General features: G+C 67.9%; 13 protein-coding genes. 3 read left to right on the top strand and 10 right to left on the bottom strand.

Annotation, left to right across the window (positions count from 1 at the left end):
• Positions 1-111 precede the first annotated feature (111 nt).
• Positions 112-438, bottom strand: coding sequence for a darcynin family protein (locus QRN63_RS13585; RefSeq protein WP_285031260.1), 327 nt, complete (start codon positions 436-438; stop codon positions 112-114).
• A 102-nt stretch (positions 439-540) separates the two neighbouring features.
• The gene (gene glnA / locus QRN63_RS13580) at positions 541-1,977 is read right to left on the bottom strand and encodes a type I glutamate--ammonia ligase (protein WP_267319060.1); all 1,437 of its coding nucleotides are present in this window, start codon (positions 1,975-1,977) and stop codon (positions 541-543) included.
• A gap of 168 nt (positions 1,978-2,145) precedes the next feature.
• On the opposite strand from glnA, the gene QRN63_RS13575 reads away from it, so the two are divergent.
• Complete coding sequence (locus QRN63_RS13575) at positions 2,146-2,637, top strand: RDD family protein (protein WP_267319059.1); 492 nt, start codon at positions 2,146-2,148, stop codon at positions 2,635-2,637.
• Here QRN63_RS13575 and QRN63_RS13570 read toward each other — a convergent pair.
• Positions 2,634-3,269 (bottom strand): maleylpyruvate isomerase family mycothiol-dependent enzyme, encoded by a 636-nt coding sequence (locus QRN63_RS13570; protein ID WP_285031256.1) that lies wholly within the window; start codon positions 3,267-3,269, stop codon positions 2,634-2,636. The genes QRN63_RS13575 and QRN63_RS13570 overlap by 4 nt on opposite strands.
• A gap of 90 nt (positions 3,270-3,359) precedes the next feature.
• On the opposite strand from QRN63_RS13570, the gene QRN63_RS13565 reads away from it, so the two are divergent.
• A complete protein-coding gene (locus QRN63_RS13565) occupies positions 3,360-3,791 on the top strand; it encodes a MarR family winged helix-turn-helix transcriptional regulator (protein WP_285031254.1) in 432 nt (143 codons plus the stop codon).
• Positions 3,792-3,841: 50 nt separating this feature from the next.
• Here the strand turns inward: QRN63_RS13565 and QRN63_RS13560 are convergent, their stop codons facing one another.
• Genes QRN63_RS13560 through sucB form a run of 5 tightly spaced genes read right to left on the bottom strand, consistent with a single transcriptional unit; the run spans position 3,842 to position 8,939 of the window.
• Positions 3,842-4,597, bottom strand: a complete 756-nt coding sequence (locus tag QRN63_RS13560; protein WP_285031252.1) for a DUF4191 domain-containing protein — start codon at positions 4,595-4,597, stop codon at positions 3,842-3,844.
• A 15-nt stretch (positions 4,598-4,612) separates the two neighbouring features.
• Positions 4,613-5,545 (bottom strand): lipoyl synthase, encoded by a 933-nt coding sequence (lipA, locus tag QRN63_RS13555; protein WP_064859252.1) that lies wholly within the window; start codon positions 5,543-5,545, stop codon positions 4,613-4,615.
• Positions 5,542-6,210: a lipoyl(octanoyl) transferase LipB gene (lipB, locus tag QRN63_RS13550; RefSeq protein ID WP_285031250.1), complete on the bottom strand. Its 669-nt coding sequence runs from the start codon at positions 6,208-6,210 to the stop codon at positions 5,542-5,544. The genes lipA and lipB overlap by 4 nt, the downstream gene beginning before the upstream one ends.
• A gap of 25 nt (positions 6,211-6,235) precedes the next feature.
• Entirely contained in the window at positions 6,236-7,144 is a 909-nt protein-coding gene (locus QRN63_RS13545) for a TIGR01777 family oxidoreductase (protein WP_285031249.1), read from the bottom strand.
• Between the two features lie 4 nt (positions 7,145-7,148).
• Complete coding sequence (sucB, locus tag QRN63_RS13540) at positions 7,149-8,939, bottom strand: 2-oxoglutarate dehydrogenase, E2 component, dihydrolipoamide succinyltransferase (RefSeq protein WP_285031248.1); 1,791 nt, start codon at positions 8,937-8,939, stop codon at positions 7,149-7,151.
• A 201-nt stretch (positions 8,940-9,140) separates the two neighbouring features.
• On the opposite strand from sucB, the gene QRN63_RS13535 reads away from it, so the two are divergent.
• Entirely contained in the window at positions 9,141-10,055 is a 915-nt protein-coding gene (locus tag QRN63_RS13535; protein WP_285031247.1) for an alpha/beta fold hydrolase, read from the top strand.
• A gap of 24 nt (positions 10,056-10,079) precedes the next feature.
• Here QRN63_RS13535 and QRN63_RS13530 read toward each other — a convergent pair whose 3' ends face one another.
• Both QRN63_RS13530 and QRN63_RS13525 read right to left on the bottom strand, forming a co-directional pair.
• Entirely contained in the window at positions 10,080-10,442 is a 363-nt protein-coding gene (locus QRN63_RS13530) for a hypothetical protein (protein ID WP_285031245.1), read from the bottom strand.
• 110 nt (positions 10,443-10,552) lie between these two features.
• Entirely contained in the window at positions 10,553-12,058 is a 1,506-nt protein-coding gene (locus tag QRN63_RS13525; RefSeq protein WP_285031244.1) for a leucyl aminopeptidase, read from the bottom strand.
• Positions 12,059-12,072 lie beyond the last annotated feature (14 nt).

Genomic DNA, 12,072 nt, shown 5'->3' with positions numbered 1-12,072 from the left:
ATTGCGGAATGGGAGCAAATTTCCGCGGTGTGCCGCGCAGCGCCACGGAATTCGGTGATGAGCGGCCGAGCCGCCCCTCCCCGGAGAGGTGAGAGGCGGCCCGCGTGCCGGTCATCCGATAGCGGCCCTGCCGTAGTTGTCCGCATAGGCGTTGGCGACCCCGGGCAGAATCTCGACGATGGCGAAATAGCGGTCCCAGAGCGGTGTTTCGCGAAGTGCTTCGACCGCCAGCTCGTACTCGTGCGGGTCGGCGGCCGCCAGCACCCACACATCGGTGACATGGGCGGTGTAGAACTCCGTGTCGTACCACGTGAAGCTGACCGCTTTGTGGCGGTCGAGGATCGACTGCAGATGCCGCGCGAGTTCGTCGAACCGTTTGGCGACCGGGAAACCGAGCCACTCGGGATTGGTCTTGACCAGTATGAAAACCGTGAACATGGGCGAACCTCGTTCTCTCGCTTGTGAATAGGGCTGGAGAGAAACGGGGAACGCAAAACTGCCCCTCTCCCAGAGGAGAGGGGCAGTTTTCGTGCTCGCGACTCAGCAGTCGTAGTAGAGCGAGAACTCGTAGGGGTGAGGGCGAATCTGCACCGGCAGGATCTCGTTCTCCCGCTTGTACGAGATCCAGGTCTCGATCAGGTCCTCGGTGAACACGCCGCCCTCGGTGAGGTAGTCGTGATCCTGCTCGAGGCGGTCGATGACGGCAGCCAGCGAGGTCGGGGCCTGCGGGATGTTGGCGGCCTCGTCCGGCGGCAGCTCGTAGAGGTCCTTGTCGACCGGAGCCAGCGGCTCGATCTTCTTCTTGATGCCGTCGATACCGGCCATCAGCATCGCCGAGAAGGCCAGGTACGGGTTGCCCGAGCTGTCCGGGCAACGGAACTCGAGGCGCTTGGCCTTCGGGTTGTTACCGGTGATCGGGATACGCACACACGCCGAGCGGTTGCGCTGGCTGTACACCAGGTTGATCGGGGCCTCGTAGCCCGGCACCAAGCGCTTGTAAGAGTTCACCGTCGGGTTGGTGAACGCCAGCAGCGACGGGGCGTGGTGCAGGATGCCGCCGATGTAGTGGCGCGCCATGTCGGACAGGCCCGCGTAGCCGGACTCGTCGTGGAACAGCGGCTTGCCGTCCTTCCACAGCGACTGGTGGGCGTGCATGCCCGAGCCGTTGTCGCCGAACAGCGGCTTCGGCATGAAGGTGACGGTCTTGCCGTTCGCCCACGCGGTGTTCTTGATGATGTACTTGAACAGCAGCACGTCATCGGCCGCGGCCAGCAGCGTGTCGAACTTGTAGTTGATCTCGGCCTGGCCGGCGGTGCCGACCTCGTGGTGGCCGCGCTCCAGCGTGAAGCCGGCGTTGATCAGGTTGGTCGACATCTCGTCGCGCAGGTCGACGTAGTGGTCGTACGGCGCGACGGGGAAGTAGCCACCCTTGGGGCGGACCTTGTAGCCGCGGTTGGGGGAGCCGTCGGCCTCGAAGGGCTCGCCGCTGTTCCACCAGCCGGACTCGGAGTCGACCTCGTAGAAGGTGCCGTTCATCTTGGAGTCGAACGCCACCGAGTCGAAGATGTAGAACTCGGCTTCGGCACCGAAGTAACAGGTGTCGGCGATGCCCGTGCTGGCCAGGTAGTTCTCGGCCTTGCGTGCGACGTTGCGCGGGTCGCGGGAGTAGGCCTCGCGCGTGAACGGGTCGTGCACGAAGAAGTTCAGGTTCAGCGTCTTGGCGGCGCGGAACGGGTCGATGCGCGCGGTGTTGGCATCCGGCAGCAGCATCATGTCGGACTCGTGGATCGACTGGAAGCCGCGCACGGACGAACCGTCGAACGCGAGGCCGTCTTCGAAAACGCTCTCGTCGAAAGCGGAAGCCGGAATCGAGAAGTGCTGGACAACACCAGGCAGATCGCAGAAGCGAATGTCGACGTACTCGACGTTCTCGTCCTTGATCAGCTTGAAAATGTCGTCAGACGTCTTTTCTGCCACGTAAGTGATCTCCTTTACTGGTGTTACCCGCGGTTGAACCTAGGGACACGATGTTGCACGCCAATCAACCGTATGTTTCGCGGACGTTACGCGATCGACGGTTTCGGAAACCGCCGACCACCCGCCGCGCGGTTCGGTTGCACGAGCGCGCACGCCTATCCTGACACCATGTCCGGTGCAGATGGATTTCGGCTCGGTTCGTGGCTGTCCGGGCCCGAATCGCAGCGCCCCGTTGATGACTCCGCATACCCCGGAAAAGCCCTCGGCCTGCCGGAGAGCGGCCCGGGTTCGCTCGCGCGATTCGGCCGTCGATTCGCCGCGCTGTTGGTGGACTGGCTGATCTGCTACGGCCTCGGCACCCTGAGCGTGGTGTTCGGCGGGCTGAGCGAATACGAATATCAATACGTCTGGCACGGCACCCCCGCGGTGATCGCCTGGGTTGTCGTCGGCACGGTTTCGGTGCGGCTCTTCACCTTCACGCCGGGGCAGTTCGCGCTGGGACTGCGCGTCGTCTCGGTCCGTCGGAGCGAGTACATCGGACTCGGCCGCGCCTTCGTGCGCATGCTGCTGGTGCTGCTGGCCGTGCCCGCACTGCTCACCGACGCCGACGGCCGCGGGCTGCAGGACCGGCTGACCAACACCGCCGTCCTGCGCCGCTAGCTCGACTGATCGAGGAGGCCGAGTCCGTCGCCTTCGGTCAGGCTCAGATCGGGCTGACGCCCGGATGCGATCATCAGCAATTCCTGGATCGGCCCGCGGATCGTGGGGCCGCGACCACGTGACCACGTGATGTCGGTCGCTTCCATTCGGACGCTGCGGAGCAGACGGCCGGTGCCCATGAGTGGCGCGAGCAGGCGGACTCGGTCCGCGGCGACGAGTGCAGCCTCGGGATTCATCGTCCGCGCGCGGCCGAGTGGGCGAACGATGTCCTGGTGATGCAGCAGCGCGTCGATCAGCGGCTCCACTGATGTCGTCGTCGGCACATGGTGTGTGCTCGCCGCGTACGTCGCGAAGTCGGACAGGACGCTGCCGGCGGTCTGCTCGGCGCCCAGTCGTTTCACCTCGCGGAAGATCATGGTGTTGTAGCCCCGGCCGAGGTTGCGTGCCGTCATCTGGGCCAGTCGGCGCCAGCCGATCTGCGGCGTCGAGATCACGTGCGCGGCGACGTCCAGCACGGTCCAGCCGGGGCAGAGTGTGTCATGGCTCCAGTCGCCGTCGTCCAGTTCCGCCAATGTCGCCGCCAGCGCCGCGCGCTCGGCGTGGATGTGCCGCCATAGCGCTGCTTTGTCCACGGTCCCGCCTCTTGGCCGATTTGGTCAGTTTCTCTGACTATTATCGTCAGGCAAGCTGACTGGTTTGTCCAGATCGGGCGAGGAGGGTTCATGGCCGGACCGCATCCGGGGCTGCTCATGTACATCGCGGCGCGTCATGTCGAGCACCGGGTCGCCGAGGCGATCCTCGCCGCCGGATACGACGACCTCACCCCGGCAATGGCACGGGTGGCTGCCCGGCTGACGGACGACGGCATCCGGATCACCGATCTGGCCGAGCAAGGGCGGATCACCAAACAGAGCGCCAGCGTCCTGGTCGATCAACTGGAACGAGCCGGTTACGCCGAGCGGGTGCCCGATCCGGCCGATGCGCGCGCCCGCCGCATCGTCATGGCCGCACGGGGACGCGAGGTGCAGCAGATCGCCCGGCAGGTGGAGCGTGCGATCGAACGGGAATGGACCCGCCATCTCGGCGCCGAGCGGATGGCGGCACTGCAGACGGCACTGGAGGATCTGCGGGACATCACCGACCCGTACATGTGATGTGCACGATTTTCCGCGGTTGCCGCGGAGAACCGTGCACAAATCACTGGTTACTTGCGACGCGCGGTGCGCTGCATGCCCTTCATCTTGGCGCCGGCAGGCAGCGGACCCTTGGGCAGACCGCCGGGGCCCAGCTTGGAGCCCAGGGCGGCGAGGCGGGACTCGAGCGCGTCCATCTGCTTGGTGGTGATGTTGGCGGGCAGCTTGGTCAGGTGCCGTTCCAGCTTGGACAGCGGCACCTGGTCCTCTTCGTTGCCGACCACGACGGTGTAGATCGGCACCTCGCCGACCAGTCGTGCGGTGCGCTTCTTCTCCTGCGCCAGAAGCGGTTTCAGACGCTGCGGCGAGCCCTCGCCGACGAAGATCACACCCGGCCGGCCGACCACCCGGTGCACGGCATCGAAGCTGCCGGTGGCGGCGACGCCCTGCGTGACCCGCCACTGGCCGCGCATGTTGTCCAGCGCCCAGGCCGCCGCGCCGGTCTGGCCGTCAGCCTTGCTGTAGACCGACTTCTGCGCCCGCCGGCCGAAGATGATGAACGCGACCAGCGCGCCGAGCAGCACACCCAGGATGGGCAACGTGATCCAGCTGAAGATGCCGCCGGAGTACGCGGCCATCGCGACGGCGAGCGCCACGATCAGGACGAACGCGCCGATCATGTACGGCAGCAGCCGCTTGTCCTCTTTGCGCTGAATCTGGAACGCCTGCCAGAGCTGGGCGCGGCGCTGCTTCGAGGCGGCCTTGCGGGCCGCCTTCGCCTCGGCCTTCGCGGCCTTCACAGCGGCAGGATTGGTGGTCTTTGCCATGCCACCAGGATAGATTCAGGAAACCGGTGGACGTAACCGGGCAGCCTGGGCGTACAGCTTCCCGGCCCGGTAGGACGACCGGACCAGCGGTCCGGCCAGCACACCGGCGAACCCGAGACCCTCGGCGAACTGCTGGTGCTCGACGAATTCCTCCGGCCGCACCCACCGCTCGACGGGGTGGTGCCGCGGCGACGGACGCAGGTACTGCGTGATGGTGACGATGTCGCAGCCGGCGTCGTACAGGTCCTGCAGGGCCACCCGGATTTCCTCGGGCGTCTCGCCCATGCCGAGGATCAGGTTGCTCTTGGTCACCAGCCCGTAGTCGCGGGCGGCCGTGATCACACCGAGGCTGCGCTCGTAGCGGAACGCCGGGCGGATGCGCTTGAAGATGCGCGGCACGGTTTCGACGTTGTGCGCGAACACTTCTGGGCGCGAATCGAAGACCTCTTCGAGCAGTTCGGGCACGCCGTTGAAGTCGGGCGCCAGCAGTTCGACGCCGGTGTTCGGGTTGAGCGCGTGGATTTGGCGGACCGTCTCGGCGTAGAGCCAGGCGCCGCCGTCGGGCAGGTCGTCGCGGGCGACCCCGGTGATCGTGGAGTAGCGCAGGCCCATGGTGTGGACGCTCTCGGCGACCCGGCGGGGTTCGTCACGATCCAGGTCGGCGGGCTTGCCGGTGTCGATCTGGCAGAAGTCGCAGCGACGGGTGCACTGCTCGCCGCCGATCAGGAAGGTGGCCTCGCGGTCCTCCCAGCATTCGTAGATGTTGGGGCAGCCGGCCTCCTCACACACGGTGTGCAGGCCCTCGCGCTTGACCAGGCTCTTGAGGTCCTTGTACTCGGGGCCCATCTTGAGCTTGGTCTTGATCCACGGCGGCTTGCGCTCGATCGGCGTCTCCGCGTTGCGGACCTCCAGGCGGAGCAGCTTGCGGTTACCGGGATCGACACTCATGGTGTCGATGTTAGTGCGGGTGCGCCGAGTGCCGTGCACACCGCTGACGCCACCCGATCCATGACGTCCTCGGGCGTGACCTCGCGGCCCAGCTCCTTGGTGAGCGACGTCACGCCGGCGTCGGCGATGCCGCACGGGACGATGCCGCCGAACGCGCGCAGGTCGCAGTTGCAGTTCAGGGAGAAACCGTGCAGCGTCGTGCCGCGGGCGACGCGGATGCCGATGGCGGCGATCTTGCGTTCGGGCCGCAGCTCGTCGGCCGCCAGCCAGACGCCCGACCGGCCGTCCACCCGGATGGTCTCCAGGCCGAGTTCGGCGCACACCGCCATCAGCGCATCCTCGAGCAGCCGAACGAATTTCACCACGTCGAGCGGCTGCGCCAGCCCGATGATCGGATAGCCCACCAGTTGTCCGGGGCCGTGCCAGGTGATCTTGCCGCCGCGGTCGGTATCGATGACGGGCGTGCCGTCGATCGGCCGCTCATGCGGTTCGGTACGGCGGCCGGCGGTGTAGACAGGCGGGTGCTCGAGCAGCAGCAGCGTGTCGTCGCCGCGTTCGTCGGAGCGCGCGTCAGCGAGCTCGCGCTGGAGCGCCCAGGCGTCGTTGTAGTCGATGGTGCCCAGACGGCGCACGTCGATCGGGCCGCCGGCAGATCGGATCGTCACCGAACTGACGCTACGCCTTCCGGGCTCAGGCGGCGTTGGGGGCGGTGACGTACGACAGCGCCTCGCCGATGGTCCGCTGATGGAACTCGAAGCCGGCATCCTCCAGCGCGGCAGGGATGGCGCGCTGGCCGCCGAGCAGTCCCTCCTCGGCGAACTCGCCGAGCGCCGCCTTCAGCGCGAAACCGGGCATCAGCAGCGGGGTGGGGCGGTGCAGTGCCCGTCCCAGCGCCTCGGTGAACTCACCGTTGGTCACCGGCGCCGGACCTGTCAGATTGAGCGGTCCGGACAGGTCGTCGTGATTCAGCGCGAACAGCAGGGCCCGCACCTCGTCCTCCAGCGTGATCCACGGCATGTACTGGCGCCCGCTGCCCAGCCGGGCACCCAGCCCGAGCCCGAAGACCGGACGGAGCCGGGCCAGCATGCCGCCTGCCGGCGCCAGCACCAGGCCGGTGCGCGCGAGCACGACGCGGACACCGGCGTCGGCCGCCGGCCTCGTGGCGGCCTCCCAGTCCAGACAGAGCCGCGCCAGGAAGCCGGTGCCGGCGGGGGAGCGCTCGTCGGCGATCCGCTCCCGCGTATTGCCATAGAAGCCAACGGCACTCGCGTTGATGAGCACGGGCACCCCGGCGTCGACGACGGCGTCGGTCAGCACCTCGGTCGGGACGATGCGGCTGTCGCGCAGGCTCTGCTTGAACGCTCCCGACCAACGGCGGGAACCGATGCTCACCCCACACAGGTTGACCACGGCATCGACGTCACGCAACGTGCGCCAGTCGAAGTCGCCGGCGTCGGGGTTCCAGTACACCTCGTCGGCGTTGGCCGGTTGGCGGCGCACGATGCGCACCACCCGATGGTCGGTGGCACGGAGCGCCGACACCAGTGCGGAACCGATGAGTCCCGACGAGCCCGCGATGGCTATGACCGCGTGCGCCATGGGATTACAGCCCCAGGTCGGCCTCGAACGCACCCTCTTCGAGACGACGTTTGATGGTGGTCACGAACCGGCCGGCGTCGGCGCCGTCGATCAGGCGGTGGTCGTAGGTCAGCGGCAGGTAGCACACCGACCGGACGCCGATCGACTCGTTGCCGCCCTCGTCCACGACGACCCGCGGCCGCTTGACGATGGCACCGGTGCCGAGCATGGCCGCCTGCGGCGGAACCAGGATCGGGGTGTCGAACAGGGCGCCCTGGCTACCGATGTTGGTGATGGTGAAGGTGCCACCGGCCAGCTCGTCGGGGCGCAGGTTGCCCGAGCGGGCGCGGTCGGCGATATCGACGATCGCGCGCGCGAGGCCACCGAGGGACAGGTCACCGGCGTTGTGCACGACCGGCGACAGCAGGCCCTGCTCGGTGTCCACCGCGAAGCCGAGGTGTTCGGCGTCGTAGTAGGTGATCTCCTTGGTTTCCTCGTTGTAGCTGGCGTTGACGTTCGGGTGGATCTTCAACGCGTCGATCACCGCGCGGGCGATGAACGGCAGGTAGGTCAGGTTCACACCCTCGCGCTCGGCGAACGAGTTCTTGGCGCGGGCCCGCAGCGAGACGATGCGGGTCATGTCGACCTCGTGGGTCTGGGTCAGCTGCGCCGTGGTCTGCAGCGACTCGCGCGTCTTCTTGGCCGTGATCTGACGGATCCGGGTGGCCTTCTGCGTGGTGCCACGCAGGTGCGCCAGCGCGGGCGCGGGAGCTGCGGCGGCCGGGGCCTTGGCAGCCGGAGCGGCCGGAGCCGACGCGGCGGCGGCAGGTGCGGCGGGGGCCTTGGCGGCCTCGGCCGCGGCGAGCACGTCCTGCTTGCGGATGCGGCCACCGACGCCGGTGCCCTGGACCGAAGCCAGGTCAACGTTGTTCTCGGTAGCCAACTTTCGCACCAGCGGGGTGACGTACGGGCTGGCATCATCCGACGGCGCCGACGGGGCGGACGACGCGGCCGGAGCTGCGGCCGCGGGTGCCGGAGGCGCGGGCGGAGCCGGCGGTGGGGTCGGCGCTGCGGGTGCCTTCGGGGCGGGGGGAGGCGTCGGCGCGGCCTTCGCTTCGGGCTCGGGTTCGGGCTCGGGTGCCGAAGCCTTCGGGGCGGGCGCCTCGGCAGGGGCCGAACCGGCGGCGCCGATCTTGGCCAGCTCGCCGCCGATGGACACCACGTCGTCCTCGTCGGCGGTGATCGACAGCAGCACGCCGGCCACCGGCGAGGGGATTTCGGTGTCGACCTTGTCGGTGGAGACCTCGACCAGGGGCTCGTCGACCTCGACCGCGTCGCCGACCTTCTTGAGCCAGCGGGTCACGGTGCCTTCGGTGACCGATTCGCCGAGTGTCGGCATCACGATCGAGGTGGCGTCGGCGGCATCGGAGGCCGCCGGGGCGGGCGCCTCGGCCGGAGCGGGAGTAGGAGCTTCGGCGGCAGGAGCCGGGGCCGCGGCGGCGGGCTCGGGCTCTGGTTCTGGCTCGGGGGCCGAGGGGGCTTCCGGTGTCGCCGCGGGTGCGGGGGCGGCTTCCTCGCCGGCCTCACCGATGACGGCGAGTTCGCCGCCGATCTCGACGGTGTCGTCTTCCTGCGCAACGATCTTGGTCAGGACACCGGCTGCAGGCGACGGGATTTCGGTGTCGACCTTGTCGGTGGACACCTCGAGCAGGGGCTCGTCGACCGCGACGGTGTCGCCCTCCTGCTTGAGCCATCGAGTGACGGTCCCCTCGGTAACGCTCTCACCGAGTGCGGGCATCTGGACGGAGATGGCCATTACGTTGACTCCTCGAAAAGTTCGCTCGTCACTTCGAATGTCTCAGGCCCCATCCTGTCATGCTCGCGCAGTCGAGGAGGGGCGGGTGGGGACTTTGTCCCGCTCTGTTGACACCCTCGCTGAGCAGGCTACTGTCGCATCCGAACTGGTACCGGCGGTACGGGATATTTTGAGGTCAGGCGAGGGTTGACGATGCGGCACGTGGACAGCGCGGACGGGACGCGGATCGCGACCTACGAAGAGGGCAATCCCGACGGTCCGGTGGTGGTGCTGGTGCACGGCTGGCCCGACTCGCACGACATGTGGGATGCCACCGTGCCCCACCTCGCCGACACCTACCGGGTGATCCGCTACGACAATCGCGGATCGCGCAATTCTGGTGTGCCCAAGAAGGTTTCGTCGTACACCATGGCTCACTACGCCGATGACTTCGCGGCCGTCGTCGCCGCCCTGGCGCCCGGCGAGAAGGTCCACGTACTGGCCCACGACTGGGGCTCGGTCGGCATGTGGGAGTACCTGTCTCGGCCCGAGTCGGTGGACCGCGTCGCGTCCTTCACCTCGACGTCGGGGCCCAGTGCGGACCACACCCGTCGCTTCATCATGGACGGCCTCAAGCGCCCGTATCAACCGGTGCGATTCCTGCACTCGGTGTCGCAGTTCCTGCGGCTGACGTACCAGGGTTTCTTCTCGATCCCACTCGTGGCCCGAGTGTTGGTGCGCGCCACCGCGCCGACCATCATCCCGCTCCTGTTGAAGTGGCTGGATGGCATGTCCGACAACCAGATTCGGCATTCGGACACCTTCGCGACCGACGCCGCGAACAGCCTCAAGGTATATCCCGCCAACTACTGGCGGACCATCGTCAAGGGCCGGCGCGACCACTACGTCGACGTGCCGGTGCAGGTGATCGTCAACCGCGGCGACCAGTTCGTCCGCCCGCACCTGTACGACGAGACGCCCCAATGGGTTCCGCGGCTGTGGCGCCGGGACATCGAGTCGGGCCACTGGTCGCCGATGTCGCATCCGGAGCTGCTCGCCACCGCGGTCCGCGAACTCGCCGATCATCTCGCGGGTGCCGAGGCGACCCGGGAGCTGCAGCAGGCTCAGGTGAGCTGAGTCGTCGACCGGCAGTCTGCGGCGTCATCCCATCGGCTTGCCGTCGACAGTGATGTTCTTGGGATCGACCTGCTGACCGTTGATGGTGATCTGGTGATTCCCGTTGCCGTCATGGTTGACGTTCACGTTGAGCGTCGGGGGAGGACACAGCTCGTTGTTTCCGGCCCACCCGCCGCCGGGCGCACACGGGTTGGGAGCGCCGGCCCCGACGTTGTTGTTGTTGTCGTCGTTCCAGCCGGGGTCGCACTGATCGTTCCCGCCCATGCGGTCGATCACATTGCGGAACGGACACAGCTGATCGGGGACGGGTTCCTGGTCGGGGTCGGCGAAGGCGGTACCGCCGATGCTCAATCCGGCTAACTCCAGGCTGATAACAGTGAATGTCACAGCAGCTACACGCACGTATTTGTTCATGCAGGAAAAGTACGCCGACGTGGCGAATGGCACTGCAAAAATGCGGTAACTGGCGCGCACCCAGCTACCGCATCGGCGGACGGTCAGCCGTTCTTCGCGATGTCCTCCAGCACGGCGAACATGGTCCGCGTCGGGACGCCGGTGCCGCCCTTACCGGTGTAGCCCCAGGGGCCGCCGGTGTTGTAGGCCGGGCCGGCGACATCGAGGTGCGCCCACTGCACGCCGTCGGCGACGAACTCGCGCAGGTACACCCCGGCCACCAGCATGCCGGCGTTGCGTGCGCCGCTGACATTCGCCAGGTCGGCCACGGAGGACTTGAGGTCGTCCTTCAATTCTTCCGGCAGCGGCATCGCCCAGGCGTTCTCGCCGACCTCCTGCGACCGCGCGGCCACCCGGTCGCGGAACTCGTCGCTGCCCATGACGCCGGGGGTGCGCGCGCCGAGCGCCACGAGCTGCGCGCCCGTCAGGGTCGACGTCTCGATCAGGTAGTCGGGGTTGTCCTCGCACGCGCGGACGATGGCGTCGGCCAGGATCAGGCGGCCCTCGGCGTCGGTGTTGAGGACCTCGATGGTGGTGCCGCCGTACTGGGTCAGGACGTCGCCGGGCCGCTGCGCCGTCGACGACGGCATGTTCTCGGCCATCGGCACTGTCGCGATGACGTCGACCGGCAGCTGCTGGCGCGCCGCCAACACGACGGTCGCGATGACGGCCGCGGCACCGCCCATATCGGACGTCATGTGGTGCATGTTGGCGGCCGGCTTGATCGAGATGCCGCCGGTGTCGAAGGTGATGCCCTTGCCCACCAGCGCCACCTTCTTGGCGTTCTTCTTGCCGGAGCGATAGGTCAGCCGCACCAGGCGCGGCCCGCGGGACGAGCCCTTGCCGACGCCCACGATGCCGCCGAAGCCGGCGTCCTCCAGTTCCTTCTTGCCCAGCACCTCGACCTCGAGGCCCGCCGACTTTCCCAAAGCCTTTGCGCGCTTGGCGAATTCACCCGGGTACAGGTGGCTCGGCGGGGTGTTGACGAAATCGCGGGCGGTCGCGACGGCAGTGGCCACGTCGACGCCCCGGGCCGCGGCGATCTCGGCGTCATCTGCTGTCGACAGAACCGTGAGGGCGGTCAGGCCCGCCTCTTTCGGGGCGGTCTTCGCGCTGCGGAATTCGGAGAAGCGGTAGGCACCGAGGATCAGGCCCTCGACAGCTGCCGCCACATCCAGTTCGGACAGTGTCGTCACGACGGTCTCGGTCCCGTTGAGCGAGCGCGCCGCCACGCCCGCGGCGCGGCGGACGACGTCGGCCGGCCACTCGTCGCGGTCCTTGCCGAGACCGACGGCCAGCACGCTGGCCACCGGCAGCGACGGGACGAGCACGCGGGTCAGCTGCTCGGTCGAGCCCTTCGCGCCCAGGGTCTTGAGTGCCACCTCGATCTCACCGGTGGCCTCGGCGTCCAGGAACGGGTTGGCCACGACCGTGGCCTCGTCGTTCTCGCCGGTGATGACCGGCACGATCAGCACCGCGGCGTCCAGATCGGACGGCAGGGCGGATGCGACGGTGACGGCGGGGGACTGGTAACCGGGTGCGCTGCTCACCAGGCCCACCCTAG

This window comes from Mycolicibacterium sp. lyk4-40-TYG-92 (genome assembly GCF_030209435.1).
Taxonomy (GTDB): domain Bacteria; phylum Actinomycetota; class Actinomycetes; order Mycobacteriales; family Mycobacteriaceae; genus Mycobacterium.
Note: the sequence above shows the minus strand (reverse complement) of the source record. Positions and strands in the feature narration are given on the sequence as shown.

Coding starts and splice junctions, on each gene's coding strand:
- sucB (WP_285031248.1), bottom strand. CDS start 8,939: ATGGCCATCTCCGTCCAGATGCCCGCACTCGGTGAGAGCGTTACCGAG.
- QRN63_RS13560 (WP_285031252.1), bottom strand. CDS start 4,597: ATGGCAAAGACCACCAATCCTGCCGCTGTGAAGGCCGCGAAGGCCGAG.
- QRN63_RS13585 (WP_285031260.1), bottom strand. CDS start 438: ATGTTCACGGTTTTCATACTGGTCAAGACCAATCCCGAGTGGCTCGGT.
- QRN63_RS13565 (WP_285031254.1), top strand. CDS start 3,360: ATGGCCGGACCGCATCCGGGGCTGCTCATGTACATCGCGGCGCGTCAT.
- QRN63_RS13575 (WP_267319059.1), top strand. CDS start 2,146: ATGTCCGGTGCAGATGGATTTCGGCTCGGTTCGTGGCTGTCCGGGCCC.
- lipA (WP_064859252.1), bottom strand. CDS start 5,545: ATGAGTGTCGATCCCGGTAACCGCAAGCTGCTCCGCCTGGAGGTCCGC.
- QRN63_RS13545 (WP_285031249.1), bottom strand. CDS start 7,144: ATGGCGCACGCGGTCATAGCCATCGCGGGCTCGTCGGGACTCATCGGT.